Origin of the sequence: Enterocloster bolteae, assembly GCF_002234575.2 — a bacterium.
GTDB classification, from domain to species: domain Bacteria; phylum Bacillota; class Clostridia; order Lachnospirales; family Lachnospiraceae; genus Enterocloster; species Enterocloster bolteae.
This window is the reverse complement of record NZ_CP022464.2, coordinates 3,928,737-3,948,749: the sequence shown is the minus strand read 5'-3', so window position 1 is coordinate 3,948,749 and position 20,013 is coordinate 3,928,737. Positions and strand designations below refer to the sequence as shown.

Annotated in this window: 21 protein-coding genes; 20 read left to right on the top strand and 1 reads right to left on the bottom strand. The window is 48.9% G+C overall.

Annotated features, from left to right (window positions below; all coding sequences use genetic code 11):
• The first annotated feature begins 3 nt into the window (after positions 1-3).
• The 19 genes from CGC65_RS18425 (at position 4) to rhaD (ending at position 17,706) form a co-directional block, all read left to right on the top strand.
• Entirely contained in the window at positions 4-498 is a 495-nt protein-coding gene (locus CGC65_RS18425; RefSeq protein WP_002564858.1) for a TRAP transporter small permease, read from the top strand.
• On the top strand, positions 495-1,772 hold the full coding sequence (locus tag CGC65_RS18420) for a TRAP transporter large permease (RefSeq protein WP_002564857.1): 1,278 nt from the start codon (positions 495-497) through the stop codon (positions 1,770-1,772). Before CGC65_RS18425 ends, CGC65_RS18420 begins: the two co-directional genes overlap by 4 nt.
• Before the next feature lie 21 nt (positions 1,773-1,793).
• A complete protein-coding gene (ttdA, locus tag CGC65_RS18415; protein ID WP_002564856.1) occupies positions 1,794-2,693 on the top strand; it encodes a L(+)-tartrate dehydratase subunit alpha in 900 nt (299 codons plus the stop codon).
• Positions 2,690-3,310 (top strand): L(+)-tartrate dehydratase subunit beta, encoded by a 621-nt coding sequence (ttdB, locus tag CGC65_RS18410; RefSeq protein ID WP_002564855.1) that lies wholly within the window; start codon positions 2,690-2,692, stop codon positions 3,308-3,310. Before ttdA (CGC65_RS18415) ends, ttdB (CGC65_RS18410) begins: the two co-directional genes overlap by 4 nt.
• Before the next feature lie 14 nt (positions 3,311-3,324).
• Complete coding sequence (gene ttdA / locus CGC65_RS18405; RefSeq protein WP_002564854.1) at positions 3,325-4,227, top strand: L(+)-tartrate dehydratase subunit alpha; 903 nt, start codon at positions 3,325-3,327, stop codon at positions 4,225-4,227.
• Positions 4,227-4,838, top strand: coding sequence for a L(+)-tartrate dehydratase subunit beta (ttdB, locus tag CGC65_RS18400; protein WP_002564853.1), 612 nt, complete (start codon positions 4,227-4,229; stop codon positions 4,836-4,838). Before ttdA (CGC65_RS18405) ends, ttdB (CGC65_RS18400) begins: the two co-directional genes overlap by 1 nt.
• A gap of 19 nt (positions 4,839-4,857) precedes the next feature.
• On the top strand, positions 4,858-5,757 hold the full coding sequence (locus CGC65_RS18395; RefSeq protein WP_007038184.1) for a dihydrodipicolinate synthase family protein: 900 nt from the start codon (positions 4,858-4,860) through the stop codon (positions 5,755-5,757).
• Positions 5,758-5,827: 70 nt separating this feature from the next.
• Positions 5,828-6,103, top strand: a complete 276-nt coding sequence (gene citD, locus CGC65_RS18390) for a citrate lyase acyl carrier protein (RefSeq protein WP_002564850.1) — start codon at positions 5,828-5,830, stop codon at positions 6,101-6,103.
• Entirely contained in the window at positions 6,100-6,978 is an 879-nt protein-coding gene (locus tag CGC65_RS18385; protein WP_002564849.1) for an HpcH/HpaI aldolase/citrate lyase family protein, read from the top strand. The genes citD and CGC65_RS18385 overlap by 4 nt, the downstream gene beginning before the upstream one ends.
• Complete coding sequence (gene citF / locus CGC65_RS18380; RefSeq protein ID WP_002564848.1) at positions 6,971-8,377, top strand: citrate lyase subunit alpha; 1,407 nt, start codon at positions 6,971-6,973, stop codon at positions 8,375-8,377. The genes CGC65_RS18385 and citF overlap by 8 nt, the downstream gene beginning before the upstream one ends.
• A gap of 1 nt (position 8,378) precedes the next feature.
• On the top strand, positions 8,379-9,323 hold the full coding sequence (locus CGC65_RS18375) for an AEC family transporter (RefSeq protein ID WP_002564847.1): 945 nt from the start codon (positions 8,379-8,381) through the stop codon (positions 9,321-9,323).
• A gap of 22 nt (positions 9,324-9,345) precedes the next feature.
• Positions 9,346-10,410 (top strand): tartrate dehydrogenase, encoded by a 1,065-nt coding sequence (locus CGC65_RS18370; protein WP_002564846.1) that lies wholly within the window; start codon positions 9,346-9,348, stop codon positions 10,408-10,410.
• Between the two features lie 104 nt (positions 10,411-10,514).
• Positions 10,515-11,150 (top strand): GntR family transcriptional regulator, encoded by a 636-nt coding sequence (locus CGC65_RS18365; protein WP_002564845.1) that lies wholly within the window; start codon positions 10,515-10,517, stop codon positions 11,148-11,150.
• An 18-nt stretch (positions 11,151-11,168) separates the two neighbouring features.
• On the top strand, positions 11,169-12,137 hold the full coding sequence (locus CGC65_RS18360) for a D-2-hydroxyacid dehydrogenase (RefSeq protein WP_007038182.1): 969 nt from the start codon (positions 11,169-11,171) through the stop codon (positions 12,135-12,137).
• 268 nt (positions 12,138-12,405) lie between these two features.
• Complete coding sequence (locus tag CGC65_RS18355; protein WP_002564843.1) at positions 12,406-13,374, top strand: AraC family transcriptional regulator; 969 nt, start codon at positions 12,406-12,408, stop codon at positions 13,372-13,374.
• A 323-nt stretch (positions 13,375-13,697) separates the two neighbouring features.
• The gene (gene rhaB / locus CGC65_RS18350) at positions 13,698-15,119 is read left to right on the top strand and encodes a rhamnulokinase (protein ID WP_002564842.1); all 1,422 of its coding nucleotides are present in this window, start codon (positions 13,698-13,700) and stop codon (positions 15,117-15,119) included.
• Between the two features lie 3 nt (positions 15,120-15,122).
• Positions 15,123-15,491: an L-rhamnose mutarotase gene (gene rhaM, locus CGC65_RS18345; protein WP_002564841.1), complete on the top strand. Its 369-nt coding sequence runs from the start codon at positions 15,123-15,125 to the stop codon at positions 15,489-15,491.
• Positions 15,492-15,539: 48 nt separating this feature from the next.
• Complete coding sequence (locus CGC65_RS18340; protein WP_002564840.1) at positions 15,540-16,790, top strand: L-rhamnose isomerase; 1,251 nt, start codon at positions 15,540-15,542, stop codon at positions 16,788-16,790.
• Between the two features lie 88 nt (positions 16,791-16,878).
• Entirely contained in the window at positions 16,879-17,706 is an 828-nt protein-coding gene (gene rhaD, locus CGC65_RS18335; protein WP_002564839.1) for a rhamnulose-1-phosphate aldolase, read from the top strand.
• A 129-nt stretch (positions 17,707-17,835) separates the two neighbouring features.
• On the opposite strand, the gene CGC65_RS18330 is transcribed toward rhaD, so the two are convergent.
• Positions 17,836-18,765, bottom strand: a complete 930-nt coding sequence (locus CGC65_RS18330; protein ID WP_002564838.1) for an AraC family transcriptional regulator — start codon at positions 18,763-18,765, stop codon at positions 17,836-17,838.
• Positions 18,766-18,981: 216 nt separating this feature from the next.
• On the opposite strand from CGC65_RS18330, the gene dctP reads away from it, so the two are divergent.
• A complete protein-coding gene (gene dctP, locus CGC65_RS18325) occupies positions 18,982-20,004 on the top strand; it encodes a TRAP transporter substrate-binding protein DctP (RefSeq protein WP_002564837.1) in 1,023 nt (340 codons plus the stop codon).
• The last annotated feature ends 9 nt before the right edge of the window (positions 20,005-20,013 follow it).

Genomic DNA, 20,013 nt, shown 5'->3' with positions numbered 1-20,013 from the left:
TTCATGGGCAATTGTGTGCTCAGAGTGATCCATATAGTGGATAAGTTCATGGAGGTGTTCTCTGCATTGATACTGGGAGGAATGACACTTTTCATATTTGCTCAGGTACTGGCCAGGTATGTATTTAAATCCCCCCTTGCCTGGTCTGAGGAAGGCGCCAGGTTTATGTTCATCTGGATGACCTTCATTGCGGGGTATGTGGGGGCAAGAAAGGGACAGCATATAGGGGTAGAACTGATTCAAAACCTGTTTCCGGAATCCATCAAGGCGGGTATGAAAGTGCTCTGTGATCTGATATCCATTGGATTTTTTATCTTGGTACTGTTTTACTGCTGTGCCCAATGGGATAAACTTAGTGCCCAGACATCGCCCGCGCTCAAGATTCCAATGGCTTTTGTCTATCTGGGAATGATGCTGGGATGTTTTGGAATGGCAGCAAGCTATTTTTTGCATATCTTTGAAGTGCTGAAGAAAAAAAGGGGGGAGGAGGCCTCATGACAGGATTATTGTTTGGAAGTTTTTTTGTACTTATGTTTCTGGGGGTTCCCATCGCTGTGGCTCTTGGACTTGCGGCGGTGATTGCGATTGTGGCAGGTCTGAACTCGTCTTTGATCGTGACGGCCCAGTCCATGTTTAATGGAATCAACTCCTTTCCGCTTATGGCAATCCCTTTTTTTATCCTGGCAGGAAACATGATGGGAGAAGGCGGGATATCCAAGAAACTGGTTACATTTGTTAATTTACTATTCAGCCGTATTACAGGCGGCCTGGCCATGGTGGCCATAGGGGCATCTATGTTCTTTGCAGCCATATCCGGCTCATGTCCGGCTACCACAGCTGCCATAGGAGGAATCATGGTTCCCGAAATGAAGGACAGCGGCTATGAAAAGACCTTTGCAGCGGCTACTGTGGCGGCAGCGGGAACAGTGGGGCAGGTAATTCCACCCAGCATTCCCATGGTTACATACTGTGTTCTGGCCAACACATCAGTGAGCACACTGTTTCTGGCCGGCGTGGGACCGGGCCTTCTGATGGGACTGACAATGATGGTGGTAGCTTACCTGTATGCGAAGAAGCATAATGTTCCTGTAATAAAGGAAAAGAAAAGCCCTAAAGAGGTTCTGCATATATGCCTGGACAGCATGTGGGCCCTTATCATGCCTGTCATTATTCTGGGAGGAATATACAGCGGCATATTTACTCCCACAGAGGCAGGAGCCGTGGCAGCCGTATATGGGATGGTGGTAGGATTATTTGTATATAAGGAACTTAAGTGGCGGGATATACCAAAAGTGGTGTGTAATTCAGCCGTGGCGGCCTCGGTTATCATGCTGATTATGGCCACGGTATCCACTTTTGGGTATGTACTAACTATGGCAAGGATACCCCAGGTCATAGCGTCATCCCTCCTGTCCTTTACTACAAATAAATACGTTCTGCTGTTCCTGTTTAATATCGTGGTCCTGATTGCCGGGTGTTTCCTCAATTCATCAGCAGCAATCGCCCTTTTGACACCGATTCTCCTTCCGGTTCTGACCAGCGTGGGGGTGAGTCCGTATATGGTGGGAATCGTATTCATAGTGAATATGGCAATCGGCATGATTACACCTCCGGTAGGCAACTGTCTGTACGTGGCATGTAATATCGCGGACATTAAATTTGAAGCGTTGGTAAAGGCTATTATGCCCTATCTGATTGCACTGATTATATCTCTGCTGGCAATCACATATATAGAGCCAATCAGTATGACCCTGGTTAACTTATTAGGATAAAACAGAGCGAGGTATAGAATTATGACACACGAAGATGCAAAACAAAGGTTCACGGACATCATGGAGAAATTCATTGGAATGAGCAGCAAGCGGCTTCCTGATGATGTGTACGCAAAATTAAAGGAGTGCGGAGAGAAAGAAGACAGCGATATCCAGAAGGTTATCTACAACGCGTATTTTGAAAACCTGGATATGGCAGGTAAGCTTAGCCGGCCCTGCTGTCAGGATACGGGACTCCTTCACTTTTATATTAAGATGGGAACGGGATTCGCCTATCAGGGCATGGTAGCGGACTGTCTGAGAGAGGCCACCCACAATGCTACCTACAGCGCACCTCTGCGGCAAAACACGGTGAATTATTTTGAAGAGAGGAATACCAACGACAATACCGGCGAGAGAATGCCATGGATTAACTGGGATATTGTGCCGGATAATGATGACCTGGAAATCATAACGTATTTCGCAGGCGGCGGCTGCTGCCTGCCGGGACGTTCGCAGGTGTTTAAGCCTTCTGACGGATATGCGGCAATCATCCGGTATGTATTTGACGCGGTGTCTGATTTGGGAATCAATGCATGTCCGCCTCTGATTGTGGGCGTGGGATTGGGACATAATGCCGAGAATGCAGCCCTCCTGTCTAAAAAAGCATATCTGAGGCCTCTTGGTACAAGCCATCCTCATCCAAAGGGAGCACAGCTGGAGCAGGATTTGCTGGAAGGACTTAACAAGCTGGGAATAGGAGCCCAGGGCCTGAGGGGAAATTGTGCTGCCATGGAGGTGCATATAGAATCATCCGCCCGCCATACGGCTACCATTGCCATTGGTGTGAATGTGGCATGTTATGCCCACCGTCGGGGCGTGATCCGGTTCCACAATGACTTGTCTTATGAGATGCCGACATATAAGGGGGTAACGCTATGAAAAAGATTTTAACGACACCGGTTACAACCGAGGATATTAAAGATTTGAGAGTTGGGGATATTATCTATCTGTCGGGGGAACTGGTCACAGGGCGTGACGATGTACATCACCGAGTGGTTCATGAGGGACTTACCTGTCCCTATGATTTTGCCGGCGGCGCCGTCATGCATGCAGGACCTATTATAAGGGAAGAACCGGGGAAGAATACCATGATTTCCATTGGCCCTACCTCTTCCATCCGAATGGAGGCGGACGCGGCGGATTTTATCCGCCTTACAGGAGTGAAAATCCAGGTGGGAAAGGGCGGAATGGGTGAAAAGACCTCTGCGGCATGTAAAGAGTATGGAGCAATTCACTGTGTATATCCGGGGGGCTGCGCCGTATCGGCGGCAGCCCATGTGGAAGAAATAAAAAATGTGTACTGGCGGGAACTGGGGATGCCTGAATGTCTGTGGGTAATGAAAATCAAGGAATTTGGTCCTCTCATCGTATCCATTGACACAGAGGGAAATAACATGTTCGTGGACAACAAGAAATATTACGCTTCCCGCAAAGAGGAGTGCATGGCTCCGATTATTGACAGTGTCAAAGATTATATGAAGGTAGAACAGGCATGAAAGGAGGGATGGAAATGATGACAAAGACAGAGGCCGTGGAATATATGACGGATATTATGGCGAAATTCGTGGGATACAGCGGGAAAGTACTGCCCGATGATGTGACGGAAAAGCTGAAGGAACTCAGGGTACTGGAGACAGATGAGCTTCCCAAGACCATATATGACACCATGTTCAGAAATCAGGAACTGGCGGCACAGTTGGACCGTCCCTGCTGTCAGGATACAGGAGTTCTGCAGTATCTGGTGAAATGTGGTACCAGGTTCCCGCTTATTGATTTTGTGGAATCACTACTTAAGGAAGCAACTGTTAGGGCGACCTTTGATGCGCCCCTCCGCCACAACAGCGTGGAGACGTTTGACGAATACAACACAGGTAAGAATGTGGGAAAGGGGACTCCTACCGTATTTTGGGAGATTGTTCCGGAGTGTGATACCTGTGAGATTTATTCTTATATGGCTGGAGGAGGATGTTCACTGCCGGGAAAGGCCATGGTACTGATGCCAGGTCAGGGATACGAAGGAGTCACAAAGTTCGTGCTGGATGTAATGACAAGCTATGGATTAAATGCCTGTCCTCCCCTGTTGGTGGGCGTTGGGGTGGCCACTTCCGTGGAAACGGCTGCGTTACTGTCAAAAAAGGCATTGTTCAGAACGCTGGGGTCTAAAAATTCAAATGAAAGGGCAGCCAAGTTGGAGAAGCTTCTGGAGGACGGCATCAATGAAATCGGGCTGGGGCCTCAGGGCGTATCAGGCAAAATGTCTGTCATGGGCGTACATATCGAAAATACGGCCAGACATCCGTCTACTATAGGCGTGGCAGTAAATGTGGGGTGCTGGTCCCACAGGAAGGGACATATTATATTTGATAAGGATTTGAAATACACCATCATATCTCACAAGGGGGTGACTCTGTAATGGCGAAGAAAATATTAACCACACCTATAAAGGCAGAAGATCTGGAAGATATACATATAGGTGATATTATATATCTCTCAGGTCATATTACCACTTGCCGCGATGTTGCCCACAGACGTCTTATCGAAGGCGGGAGGAAACTTCCTGTGGACCTGGAAGGCGGGGCCATCCTGCATGCCGGTCCAATCATACGTCCTTTGGAGGATGGACGGTATGAGATGGTTTCGGTTGGGCCAACCACCAGCATGCGCATGGAGAAATTTGAGAGGGAATTTATCCGGGAAACGGGCGTGCGCCTGGTAGTGGGAAAAGGGGGCATGGGCATGGGAACAGAAGAAGGGTGTAAGGAATACAAAGCCCTGCACTGTGTATTTCCCGCGGGCTGCGCAGTTGTGGCAGCTGACAGCGTGGAGGAAATTGAGCAGGCTCAGTGGCTGGATTTGGGAATGCCGGAGACTCTGTGGACATGCCGGGTCAAAGAGTTCGGCCCTCTCATTGTATCCATTGACACATATGGACGGAATCTTTTTGAGCAAAACAAGGTGAAATTCAATGAGAAAAAGGATAAGGTTTACGAGAGAATATGCAGGGAAGTACATTTTATAAAATAGCGGGAGAGCAGGGAGAATCATGGTATTTACACAGTGGAAAGGAATATTCCCATATCTTGTATCGCCCGTAGATGAATATGGGAAAGTAAAGGAACAGGTGCTGCGCAATCTGGTGGAGCATCTCGTTGGGTGTGGTGTCCATGGACTTACCCCCTTGGGCAGTACCGGGGAATTCTTTTATCTTGACTGGGAACAGAGAAGGGAAATCGTCAGAATTGTGGTAGAAGCCGCTGCCGGGAGAGTGCCTGTGGTTGCCGGAGTTGCCGCATCCACAAACAGAGATGCGGTATTTCAGGCAGCTGAATTTGAACGGCTGGGGGTGGATGGAATCCTGGGAATCCTGAACGTATACTTCCCTTTAAACCAGAACGGGATTTATGACTATTTCGCAAGCATTGCAGATGCAGTGTCCTGTCAGGTGGTGGTATATAATAATCCTAAGTTTACAGGTTTTGAGATTGAGATCCCAACCTTGAAAAGACTGTCCCAAATATCAAACATAAATTATTATAAAGATGCGTCCGGCAATATCGGGAGACTTCTTCAACTGAGCAACGTGGTTGGAAACGATTTGAAGATATTCAGCGCATCTGCCCATGTACCTGTATTTGTCATGATGCTTGGAGGGGCCGGTTGGATGGCGGGCCCTGCCTGCCTGCTTCCAAGAGAGAGTGTTATGCTGTATGAACTATGTGAAAAAAAACACTGGGACGAGGCATTCAGACTGCAGAAAATCATGTGGGAAGTGAACCGTGTTTTTCAGAAATATAATCTGGCAGCATGTGTAAAAGCAGGCCTTCAGTTTCAGGGATTTTCAGTGGGAAATCCGATTCCGCCGAACCAGCCGTTGGCAACAGATGCACAAAAAGAAGTTGCCCAGGTCATCGGGATGATTCAGAAAGAGTTCCATACGTCTTGATGTATGGAACTATATTTTGAATATTATTTTGTATCCAATATAAGATAAAACAATAAAAAGGGGGAGAGATATGATAATTCATAAAAATGCTGTGGCTGGTACCCTGGAATCCAGTGATATTCTGGTTGTTGTTCAACCGGCAGAGCATGGCATACACATAGAACTTCAATCTACGGTATACCAGCAGTTTGGAGATGATATCATAAAGACAATCTGTGAGGTAACCGAATCGCTGGGAGTGGAGGCGGCATCCATTCAGGCCAACGACCATGGCGCTCTGGACTGTACGATCCGGGCCAGGGTTGAGACGGCACTGCGCAGGGCGTCAAAGGAGGAAGCTATATGAGACGTACAATGCTATTCTTACCAGGAAATAATCCCAACATGATTATGAACGGCGGTCTACTGGGAGCGGACAGCATTATATTTGATTTGGAAGATGCAGTGGCTCCCGACCAGAAAGATGCAGCCAGGATTCTGGTGAAGTCGGCTCTGCGTTCTCTTGATTTCGGCGGATGTGAAATCATTATTCGGATGAATGCTCTGGATACTCCTTATTGGGAGGAGGATATTGAGGAGATGGTGCCGCTTGGTCCATCTGCCATCATGCCCACCAAGGTCAGTGACGGGGATTACATCAGGAAGCTGGAACAGAAAATTACTGAAACAGAAGAGAAGAACGGAATGGATGTGGGAAAAATCAAGCTGATACCGCTGCTGGAAACAGCTATGGGGATTGAGCATGCCTATGATATAGCAATTGCATCGCCCCGGATGGAGGCCCTTTATCTGGGAGCGGAGGATTTGACCGCGGATTTAAGATGTGAACGGACGAAAGAAGGAGCGGAAATTCTTTATGCCCGGGGCCGCCTGGTATGCGCGGCCCGGGCCGCCGGGATTGAGGCATATGATACCCCGTTTACGGACGTGGAAGACATGGAGGGGCTCAGGAGGGATGCCAGGTTCGCCAAAGGGTTGGGATATACAGGAAAGGCAGTTATCAATCCGCGCCATGTGGAGGACGTAAACTGTATTTTCAGTCCAAGTGACAAGGAGATACGCTACGCAAGGGAGGTATTTGGGGCCATCAGAGAAGCCAAGCGCCAGGGAAAGGGTGCTATCTCTCTGAGGGGAAAGATGATTGATGCTCCCATTGCGCAGAGGGCAAAGCTTGTACTGGAAGCGGCATCTGAGCTAAAGGGGGTGAATTATTTTGAGTAAATTAGTTTCAGACCTGAGGGAAGCAATTGAACGGTGCGGATTAAGGGATGGTATGTGCATATCCTTTCACCATCATTTCAGAGGAGGGGATTTTGTCCTGAATATGGTGATGGATGAAATCGCAGACATGGGATTCAAAAATTTGAAAATCAATGCCAGCTCTATCCACGATAGCCATGCTCCTCTGATAAGACATATGGAAAATGGCGTGGTAACGGCGCTGGAAACAGATTATATAGGGCCAGCGGTAGGAAAGGCTGTCTCTCAGGGCGTTCTCAAAACGCCGGTTATATTCCGGACACATGGGTCCAGGCCCAGTGCAATTGAATCTGGCCAATCTCATATTGACATAGCTTTTCTGGGAGCTCCCGCGTCGGATGACAGAGGAAACTGTACCGGGACTATCGGCAGGTCGGCCTGCGGTTCGCTGGGATATGCGTTTGCAGACGCGGCATGTGCAGATAAGGTGGTCATCATCACGGATTATCTTGTGCCTTACCCGCTGACCAGGCGCTCTATTTCAGAGGAGTATGTGGATTATGTGGTGAAGGTGGATGCCATCGGAGATCCGGCAGGAATCGTATCAGGAACCACCAGACTGCCAAGGGATCCCATTGCACTGAAAATTGCAGATTATGCGGCAAAAGCCATAGAAGCCTCTGGCCTGTTAAAGAACGGATTTTCATTCCAGACAGGTGCGGGCGGCGCTTCTCTTGCAGTGGCAGGATTCCTGAAGGATATTATGTTAAAGCAGGGGATAAAGGGAAGCTACTGCCTGGGCGGGATTACAGGTTATGTTGTAGATATGCTGGAGGCCGGCTGTTTTGAGGCAATACAGGATGTACAGTGCTTTGATTTGAGAGCCGTGGAATCCATCAGAGATAATCGAAACCATGTGGAGATAACAGCCAGTCAATATGCAAGCCCTACTGCCAAAAGTACAGCTGCCTCGTCTCTGGACGTGGTAGTATTAGGTGCGACCCAGATTGATACCCAGTTCAATGTCAATGTACATACAGATTCAAATGGTTATATTATAGGAGGATCGGGTGGACATACTGATGTAGCTGAATGTGCTAAGATGACGATTATCGTGGCACCGCTCAGCCGTGCAAGGATGTCGATTGTTGTGGATAAGGTGGATTGTATATCAACACCAGGTTCTTCTGTGGATGTTTTGGTGACCCAGTATGGCATATGCGTGAACCCATGCCGCCGTGATTTACTGGAACGTTTTACCGAAGCAGGTATCCCTGTGGCGGATATACATGATTGGAAGGCCATGGCTGAGAAGATGAATGGAATCCCACGGGGGATTGAACATAAGACTTCCAGAATTGTAGCCAGAGTTATGGGGCGGAATGGAACACAGATGGATACCATATATCAGGTAGAGTAGTATGGAACATCTTATATTTGCACTAAATGCCACCGTACCGATATTCTGTCTTGTGCTGCTGGGAATGGCGTTTAGGATGACAGGTATCCTGAATCGTGATTTTGCAGATAGGATAAACCATTTTGTATTTAACATCTCTTTGCCGGCAGTTCTGTGGAGGGATCTTTCGGGAGCTGATTTCCTTAAAGTCTGGGACGGGAAATTTATCGGTTTTTGTTTCATGGCCACTACGGCCAGTATCCTCATTGCCGCCGCAGCATCCATGTTCCTAAAGAAAAAGGAGATAAGGGGTGAATTTATACAGGCATCATACCGCAGCAGCGCTGCTTTACTGGGAATAGCTTTTGTGCAGAATATATATGGAAATTCAAGTATGGCCCCATTAATGATTATCGGCTGCGTACCACTGTATAATATTATGGCAGTAGTGATTTTGGAAATGATGAGGCCGGGCAGGGGAAGAATTAACAAGGGGCTTCTGATAAAGACTTTGGCGGGAATTCTGCATAATCCTATCCTATGGGGAATTATATGCGGCATGGCGTGGTCGGCATCAGGAATCCCACGGCCTGCTGTCCTGGTAAAGGTGATCGGCGATGTGGCCGTGCTGGCCACACCACTGGGACTGCTGGCAATGGGCGCACTTTTTGACCTGGGACGGGCCGGGAAAAGCATAGGTCCGGCACTGTCAGCCAGCTTTATCAAATTGGCCGGATTGGAGTTTATCATTATCCCGGCTGCCATAGCGGCAGGATTCAGGAGGGAGGCACTGACCGCAATTTTTATCATGCTGGGTTCAGCCACCACATTTGGAGCTTTTGTAATGGCTAAAAATATGGGGTATGACGGTGACCTCACCTCGAATACAGTTATGATTACGACCTGCGGATGTGCGGTGACATTGACAATCGGGCTTTATATTTTAAAGAGCCTGAATCTGATTTGAGGAAGGAGTTGGGGGAATTCACATGAAAGTACATAAAATTGCAGTCATACCAGGAGACGGAATAGGGCCGGAGGTGCTGGAAGAGGGAATTAAAATACTTAAAAAGACAGCATGCCTGGATGGAGGCTTTTCCTTTGAGTTCACACATTTCCCATGGGGATGCGAGTATTATCTGAAACATGGAAGGATGATGGATGAGAACGGGATTGAGATACTGAAGGATTTTGATGCCATATATCTGGGTGCCGTGGGAGCACCGGGAGTACCGGACCATATATCTCTGTGGGAACTGCTTTTGAATATACGTAAAAGCTTTGACCAGTATATTAATCTGAGGCCGGTGGTATTGCTCAGGGGAGCACCCTGCCCGCTTAAGGATGTGAAATGTGAAGACATTAATATGATATTTGTGCGGGAGAACAGCGAGGGAGAATACGCAGGCAGCGGAAGTTGGCTGTATAAGGGAAAGACCAATGAAGTAGTGATTCAGAATAGTGTATTTTCCAGAATTGGATGTGAACGTGTAATCCGCTATGCCTATAATCTGGCGAGGGAAAAGGGGAAGACACTGACAAGCATAAGCAAGGGAAATGCTCTGAACTATTCCATGGTTTTCTGGGATCAGATATTTAAAGAGGTGGGACTGGAGTATCCGGATGTTAAGACATATTCATATCTGGTTGACGCTGCCAGCATGTTCATGGTTAAGGACCCAAAGCGCTTTGAGGTTGTGGTGACTTCCAACCTGTTTGGGGACATACTCACCGATCTTGGAGCAGCAATTGCAGGGGGCCTGGGGTTGGCGGCAGGAGCTAATTTAAATCCTGAACATAAATTTCCCTCCATGTTTGAACCGATTCACGGGTCTGCACCTGATATTGCAGGCCATAATATCGCAGATCCCCTGGCTGCCATATGGTCAGCCAGCCAGATGCTGGAGTTTTTCGGATACAATAAATGGGCTCAGAGGATACTGGATGCAGTGGAGACAATTATGTGGGAGGGAAAGAGACTTACACCGGATATGGGGGGAAGTTCAACCACATCCCAGGTGGGAGATGAAGTGGCAGCTATACTGGAACGGTAATCAGAGATAATCTTGTGGTGAAGCAAGGCGATTGACAGAGGTTGCCACAGGCGCTAGAATATGGAGGGGGAGACATCTCAATTAACTATGAAGTGAGGAATTAAATGAAAAGCATCCAGAATATTCAGACCAAGGACCTTGTGGTCCATATTTTACGGGAACAGATACTTTCGGGCGATTTGAAGCCGGGAGAGGAATTGGCCCAGGAAGACGTGGCAGAAAAGTTAGGAGTATCCAGAATGCCTGTGAGAGAGGCGCTGCAGGCACTTACACAGGAAGGTTTTCTGACAAGGATGCGTAATCGCCATGTCTGTGTGTCCCGGATGAAGAGGATACAGGTGTTGGAGTCATTTCGTATCATGGCCGTTGTGGAGGCTGAGATGCTTGGAATGTTGGATGAACGGGCTGTTCAGGTGCTGTCGGCTCATATTGATGAAACGGTTAAAATATTGGAGGAAGGCAGCGAGGACAAGGGCAGGCAGATGGAATTGGAGTACCATTGGCTAATAGGCGAGCTGCTTGATAATCCGTATTTGCAGCAGATGCTTAAGAAGCTTCAGGAGGGTTATCTGTCATATGTTCTTTTAAAACTGCCTTTTATACATAGCGATAGAGTGGCTCACTTAAGACGGTTGGGGGATGCTGCCAAGGAGATCGGGGGGCCGGGCATAAAGGACGCTTTGCTGGGGTATTTTGAACATCTGGCGGACAGCCTGCTTGACAGGACGGCCGCATTATAGGAGGAAAGGGTGCAACAGATGAAGATAGTGGTATTAGATGGCTATACAGAAAATCCGGGGGATCTTACCTGGAATGAAATAAGTGCTATGGGCGATTTGACCGTGTATGACAGGACGCCGGTGGATGATAAGGAAGAAATCATCAGACGGATTGGCGATGCACAGGTGGTTTATACAAATAAAGTGCCGCTGGACAGAGCAGTTTTTAATGCCTGTCCCTCCATCGCTTTTGTGTGCCTGCTGGCTACGGGATATAATGTGGTGGATGTAGGATGTGCCAGGGAAAAGGGAATTCCTGTTTCCAATATACCTACATATGGCACAGATTCTGTGGGACAGTTTGCCATTTCCCTGCTTTTGGAGATATGCCATCATATCGGCCATCATGACCAAGCTGTCAAGAGCGGGCGGTGGGAGAAAAATGCAGACTGGTGTTTTTGGGATTATCCTTTAATTGAACTGGCCGGAAAGACCATGGGAATCATCGGATTTGGCCGCATTGGCCAGAAGACAGGGACCATAGCCAAGGCTCTTGGCATGAATATATTGGCATATGATCAGTATCCCAACGATGCCGGCAGAGCCATTGCCGCTTATACGGACCTTGATACATTACTTGGAAATTCAGATGTCATTGCCCTGCATTGCCCGCTTTTTCCGGAAACGGAGCGGATGATTAACAGGAAAAGTATTGAAAAAATGAAAGACGGCGTAATCATACTCAACAATTCCAGAGGTCCTTTGATTCATCAGCAAGACCTGGCAGAGGCATTAAACAGCGGAAAGGTATTTGCGGCAGGTTTGGATGTGGTGGATACGGAACCAATCAGGGGGGATAATCCGCTTTTGAAAGCGAAGAACTGTATTATTACGCCGCATATATCCTGGGCACCCAGAGAAGCCAGACAGCGTATTATGGATATGGCAGCCGGTAATCTCAAAGCTTTTCTCGCAGGAAAACCGGTAAATGTGGTAAATGGAGGTTAGAGAATATAGGAGGCGCTGATGCGTGCCGGGACAGAGAGGTTCGCTATGATATGCGCTGCAACTGTTCCTGACTGTCTGTAATAAAAGCTTTCCGAACCTATGGCAGGGGAGGAAAGTTTTTGAGCATATTGCAGAAAACTTTGTATATGAAAGGCTTTCCAAAGCGTCTGCCGTTTGTTATACTATTTTGTAAATAAAATGACAGCGCCGTTGCTTGTCTGGAAATTGCTTTTCGTCAGTTTTCTTTAATTATAGAAAGGGGATTTACATGAACCAGGAGCTGATTCAAAGCCTGAGCGTCATTACAGAAGAAGAACAGAAGATACTGGCAGGCAGTGCAGATATTGACAGGACCCTGTATATGGATCGTGAGGACATGGTCATTGACAGCGATAAGCTCCTGGAAGCCGGACAGCTCATTACCATCCGGCCCCATACCCGTTTCGTGCATTTTCCGGAGCACACCCACAACTATGTGGAGGTAATCTATATGTGCAGGGGAGAGACCACCCATGTGGTGGATGGCAGGGAACTGAAGCTTAAGGAAGGGGAACTGCTGTTTTTAAACCAGCACGCGGTCCAGGAAATCCAGCCTGCGGGTCAGGATGACATTGCGGTGAATTTTATCATTCTTCCCGAATTTTTTGATACGGCCTTCCGCATGATGGGGGAGGAGGAGAATCTGCTGCGGGATTTTATTGTGGGATGCCTCTGCGACGATACCAGGTACGGACGCTATCTTCATTTCCAGATTGCGGATGTGCTGCCGGTCCAGAACCTGGTGGAAAACCTGGTGTGGTCCCTTATGCATGAGCGGGAAGGAATGCAGGCCATGAACCAGACTACCATGGGTCTGCTGCTGCGGCATCTTATGCATTATACGGGGCGGATCCGGGTAAACCGCGACAGCGAACAATCCTTTGAGCAGCAGCTTACCCTTCAGGTGCTGCGCTACATAGACGAGCATTACCGGGAGGGAAGCCTGACAGAGCTGGCAGCTTTGATGGGATATGATGTGTACTGGCTCAGCCGTGCCATCAACCGCCTGCTGGGCCGCAATTACAAGGAATTACTGCAGATTAAACGGCTGAACCAGGCCGCGTTTCTCCTGCACAGCACGCGCATGCCGGTGGCGGACGTGAGCTTTGCTGTGGGGTATGACAATACCAGCTACTTTTACAGAATATTCAGGACCTATTACGGTATGTCTCCCAAGGAGTACAGGAAGAACGGATAGAATGTTCCGGGCGTGGAATGCCCCTCAGTTTCAAATTCTGCTTATGTGCAAATAAGGACGCATTTTTTCATAAATGCCGTTCTTATTTTTTTGTTTTATATGGTATATCATGAAAGCAATGAGCCACTGCACTAAGCTCGTAAAAGACCTCGCTAAGTGCCAGTGACATGTATCGCACGTAAGCGTCTAAAGACAGACGCCAAGTGCTCATAACGAGCCACTGCACTAGGTACGTAAAAGACCTCGCTAAGTGCCAGTGACATGTATCGCACGTAAGCGGCCCAAAGACGGCCGCCAAGTGCTCATAACTAGGAGGTGTGACAGTGAACCGTTATTATCTTGCAGTGGATATAGGGGCCTCCAGCGGCCGCCATATCCTGGGGTGGATGGAGAATGGGAAGATGAATCTGCGGGAAATCTACCGTTTTTCCAATGGGATGGAAATGGTGGACGGGACCCTGTGCTGGAATCTCGTTGGGCTTTTTGAGGAAATTAAGGCCGGAATGAGAGAATGTAAAAAACTGGGTATCAACCCGGAAAGCATGGGGATTGACACCTGGGCTGTGGACTTTGTACTTCTGGACAAACAGGGACATGTGCTGGGCAAGACTGCCGGCTACAGGGACAGGCGCACCGAGGGAATGGATTTAAAGGTGTATGAGCGGATTTCCAGGGAGGAACTGTACCGGAGGACCGGTATCCAGAAACAGATTTTCAACACGGTTTACCAGCTGATGGCTGTGAAGGAAAAACAGCCGGATATCCTTTCACAGGCAGAAAGCTTTCTTATGATACCGGATTACTTAAACTTCCTGCTGACCGGGGTACAGAAACAGGAGTATACCAATGCCACCACCACTCAGCTGGTCAATCCCTCTGAACGTACCTGGGACAGGGAACTGATTGAGGCTCTGGGATATCCGCAGAAGCTTTTTGGCGGGCTGTCCATGCCGGGAACCGTGGTGGGAAGGCTCAGTGAGGATGTGCAAAAGGAGACCGGACTGGATTGCCGGGTGGTGCTTCCGGCCACCCACGACACTGGCTCCGCCGTGGCCGCCGTACCGTCCAACCGGGACCATGTGCTCTATATCAGCTCCGGTACCTGGTCCTTAATGGGGACAGAGCTTAAGGACGCTGACTGCCGGGAGATGAGCATGGAGGCCAACTTTGCAAACGAGGGCGGATATGAGTACAGGTACCGTTTCCTTAAAAACATCATGGGGCTGTGGATGATTCAGTCCGTGAAAAAGGAGTGGAAGGAATCGGGGGAGGATTATTCCTTTGGCGAGATATGTAAGAGGGCTTCCCGCGAAACCATTTCCTCCATTGTGGACTGCAATGACAGCCGTTTCCTGGCTCCTGAAAGCATGTGCAAAGCAGTGAAAACTTACTGTGAGGAGAGCGGACAGCAGGTTCCTGAGACTAAGTGGGAGATGGCTGCTGTGATTTACAACAGCCTGGCGGACTGCTACCGCATCTGCTGCCGGGAAATTGAGGCCCTTACAGGCGTGAGATATGACTGCATCCATATCGTGGGAGGCGGAGCCAATGCGGACTACTTAAACCGCCTGACGGCGGAGGCCACAGGAAAGACCGTTTACGCGGGACCCACGGAGGCCACGGCCATCGGCAATCTGGCTGTGCAGATGATAGAGGGGAAGGAGTTTAAGAGCCTGAAGGAGGCCAGGGACAGTATTTTTTGCTCATTTGAAATCAAGACCTATGAACCTTCTGAGAAGGTTTGATAAATGATGACTGTTGAGGCTGTTACGAGAAATGATTTGACGAAGGGAGGGTACCGCATGGTCAGGAAGGGATTTAAAATGTTCCTTAATCCGGGAATGGCAGAGGAATACGAGAAGCGCCACAATGCGCTGTGGCCTGAGATGAAAGAGATGATACGCCAGTACGGAGGTCATAACTACAGCATTTTTCTGGACAGGGAAACCAATGTGCTCTATGGGTATCTGGAAGTGGAGGATGAGGCGCTCTGGGCTGAATCAGCAGATACGCCTATAAACCGCAGATGGTGGGACTATATGGCCGACATCATGGAAACGAATGCAGATAACAGTCCGGTATGTGTGGATTTTGTACCGGTGTTTCATTTGGATTAACAGATGACTGGTATATAAGTAAGATTTAATGATGAAAAGGAGAGAACCATGAATATACAGGAAAGATATGAATCAGCAAAAGAAATTTACGCCGGATTAGGGGTTGACGTGGACGCCGCAGTGGAGCGGCTTAATCATATCCCTGTTTCCATGCACTGCTGGCAGGGGGATGACGTTATGGGCTTTGAGGGCGCGGACAGTCTGTCAGGCGGCATACAGGCAACGGGAAACTATCCGGGAAAGGCCAGGAATCCCCAGGAGCTTATGGCGGATATTGACAAGGCGCTTAACCTGATTCCGGGCAGGCACAGAATCAACCTTCATGCCAGCTACGCCATTTTCCAGGATGGGGAAAAAGTAGACCGAGATGCACTGGAACCAAGACACTTTGCAGATTGGGTGAAATTTGCTAAGGAGAGAGGCCTGGGACTGGATTTTAACCCCACCATGTTCTCCCATCCAAAGGCTGAGAACGCCACTTTGTCCAGTGAGGATCCCCAAATCAGAAAATTCTGGATTGACCACTGTAAGGCCTGTGTGCGCATATCCCAGTACTTTGCCGAGGAGCTGGGAAGCCCCTGCGCCATGAATATCTGGATTCCGGACGGCTTCAAGGATATTCCGGCTGACCGAATGAGCCCCAGGGCCAGGCTTAAGGACTCCCTGGACCAGATTTTGGCCATGGATTACGATAAGAGCAAGGTGCTTATCGCAGTGGAATCCAAGGTGTTCGGCATTGGCATGGAGAGCTGTACCGTGGGCTCCCATGAGTTCTATATGAACTATGCGGCTTCCAGGGGTATTATGTGCCTGCTGGACAGCGGCCATTTCCATCCCACGGAAATGATATCTGATAAGATATCCTCCATGCTGCTGTTTTCAGACAAGATTGCCCTCCATGTAAGCCGCCCCGTGCGCTGGGACAGCGACCACGTGGTGCTCTTTGACGACGAGACAAGGGAGATTGCCAAGGAAATCGTCAGAAATGACCCGGACAGGGTGCTTCTGGCCCTGGACTTCTTTGACGCCAGCATCAACCGCATCTGCGCATGGGTGGTGGGCATGAGAAACATGCAGAAGGCCCTTTTATACGCCCTGCTGATGCCAAATGAGAAGCTTGCAAAGCTTCAGGAGGAGCGCAGGTTCACGGAGCTTATGATGGAGCAGGAAGAGCTTAAAACGTATCCCTTTGGGGATGTATGGGACTATTTCTGCCAGATGAACCAGGTTCCGGTGAAGGAGCAGTGGTTTAAGGAAGTCCAGGCCTATGAGAAGGAAGTGCTCTTAAAACGCAGTTAATGTGTTAATGGAGCCGGGGACGTTTATCCCAGCAGCATAAATTCAGGATAGTGAATCTCAGCAAGAGATAGAGAGTGAGGATTAGAAAATGAGAGTATTGGACACAGCCTTTGCAAAAGGCTTCATACGTGTGTGTGACGATGGTTTTAACCAGAACTGGCATGAGAGGAACGGCGGCAACTTAAGCTACCGCATCAAACATGAGGAAGTGGAGTCCGTGAAGGAGGAGCTTTCTTATGACGGGAAATGGCAGCCCATCGGCACCAGTGTTCCTGCCCTGGCAGGGGAGTATTTCATGGTGTCGGGAAGCGGCCGGTTTATGCGCAACATGATTCTGGAACCGGAGTCCAACTGCTGCATTATAGAAGTGGACCAGGCAGGGGAGAACTACCGTATCTGCTGGGGACTCGCAGAGGGCGGCAGGCCCACCAGCGAGCTGCCCACCCATCTGATGAACCATGAGGTGAAAATGAAGGCAACAGAGGGGAGATACAGGGTGATTTACCATGCCCATCCGGCGAACATCATTGCGCTGACCTTTGTCCTGCCTCTGACAGACGAGGTATTCACCAGGGAACTGTGGGAAATGGCCACGGAATGTCCGGTGGTATTCCCATCCGGCATAGGCGTGGTTGGCTGGATGGTGCCGGGCGGCCGCGACATTGCAGTGGCCACCAGCAGGCTGATGGAAGAGTACGACGCAGCCGTATGGGCCCACCACGGCCTGTTCTGCGCGGGCGAGGACTTTGATTTGACCTTTGGCCTGATGCATACCATTGAGAAGTCAGCGGAAATCCTGGTAAAGGTGTTGAGCATCCGTCCGGACAAGCTACAGACCATTACACCCCAGGATTTCAGAAATCTGGCAGCGGATTTCCATGTAAACCTGCCCGAGAAATTCCTGTATGAGAAATAGGAAGAACAAAGAAAATCAGGAAGATTGAGAAGGCAATATAAAGACAAAGAAAAGAGGGAGCGTTCCGCCGTTAAGGGGCATGCTCTCTCTTTTGATGCATGGAAGGAATCATACAAAGTTGTGGCGAATCTATGGCTGCCGGTGGGAGGAAAGCTGCTCTGTGTCCTCCTCAAATTCCGTGGTCTGTTCATTGGTATAGGTCACTGTGTTCAGGGTCTTGCGGTATTTGAGCGGGGAAATAGTCATGAAGGACTTGAACATCCGCTCAAAATAGGTCAGGCTTTCATAACCCAGCTCATGGGCAATCTCCGAGATGCTCATGTCTGTCTCCTCCAGCAGGCGTTTGGCCTTGCGGATGCGGTGTATGTTGGTGTACTCAGTGACTGTGTATCCCGTAATCTCCTTAAAGGTGCGGCAGACATAATATTTACTGAGATAAAAGTGTGCGGCCAGCTCCTCCAGGGATATGTTCTGTTCACAGTTTTCGGAGAGATAGTCTGCGATGGCGTAGGCTGTGCGGTATTTGGGATGGTCTGAGGAGTGGGGGCTGGCGCCCTCCTGCTTTGACACATAGGAGGTTATCTTAAAGAGCCACGTAAGGGTCTCAAGATCAATGCCGACCTTGTAATTATGGGCTTTTTCAGTCATGGCAATGCGCAGGTTGCGGTAGAAATTGAGGAACAGGGCCTGCTGTTCCTTGTCCAGATGGTAGACCCCGTAGTGTTCATGAAAGAACCGGACCAGCTGCAGGGAAGGGTACTGCCCGTCAAAGGCTTTCATCCTGTCATAGCTGACATACAGGATGACGCGGTTGTGGCCCGTATCCTCTGCCGTGACGGACTTTGTCATGTGAATCAGGTTGGTGTCCACCAGAATCAGGTCTCCGGAGCGGGCCACATATTCCCTGTTGTTGAAAAAGAAAAGGCGTTCCCCTTCAATGATATAAAAAATTTCATACTGGTTATGGAAATGCTTTACCCGCATGTCAAATTTGCCGTACCGGACCATCTGCTCCAGGGAAATTCCCTCAATCTCTCCGTAAAATGTCACTTTTTCCATATACCGGCCACATCCTCCTGTTCCCATGTATCTTTCTATAGTATAGTTGTAATAAATAAAGGCGGACATGTCAACAGAGGAGAGCAATATAGTTTGAAAAATTAAAAAAGAATGCAACAGGGAATAAGAAACAGCCTCCTTCCTGTGATACAATCTAGTCAAACAAAAGCACAGCAGCAAATTCAGCGTGAATCACGTATGAAAAGGAGAGAGAACATGAAATCTTGCAGGAAAACAATCGGTATCGCGGCGGCGCTTTTAAGCATAGCCGTAATATGTGTGACCTTTTTCCAGGTGACAAGTGCAAAGGCCAGCGATAAGCTGGTAATCAGGCTGGCCCACAACCAGGCGGCCGGATCCGAGATAGCGGATTCCATTGCCCTGATTTCAGATATCGTGGCCGAGGATGCATCCATGAACATGGAGGTGCAGATTTATCCCAGCGGCGTCCTTGGGACTGAAAAGGATATCATCGAGATGGTGAAGGCGGGAATCCTGGACATGGCCAAGGTCAGCTCCAACACTCTGGGGCAGTTTAAAGAGGAGTACTCCATATTTGCAGTACCATATCTTTTTAACGGACAGCAGCATTATTACGATGCCATGCAGAAATCGGAGAAGGTGAAAGAACTGTTTATGTCCACGGAGGACGAGGGCTACATAGCCATAGGCTACTATGCCAATGGCGCCAGGAACTTCTATCTGAAGGAAGACAAGCCCTGTGTGGAACCGTCTGCATTAAAGGGCAAGAAGATACGTTCCATGCCCAACACCACCTCCATGGATATGATTGAGGCCATGGGAGGAACCCCGGTTCCCATGGCTGCAGGAGAGACATACGCTTCACTGCAGCAGGGAATTGTGGACGGAGCGGAGAATACGGAGCTGGCCCTTACCGTGGACGGCCATCAGGATTTGGTGAAGTCCTATACATATACAGAGCACCAGTACTCCCCGGACATCTACATTATCAGCACCAAGACCTGGAACCGCATGACCAGGGAACAACAGGACTACCTGGTAAAGGGCTTTGAAAAGACCAACGAGAACTTCAAGCAGCTTTACAACGGAATGATGGACCAGGCCATGGAAGAGGCCGAATCCAACGGTGTGCACGTTTACAGAGACATAGACAAGACAGCGTTCATACAGGCAGTACAGCCCATCCATAATAAATTCTGTGCAAAGGGCGAGAGCTATAAGGCCCTGTATGACGATATCCAGAAGTATGCAGAGTAAGAAGGGGGA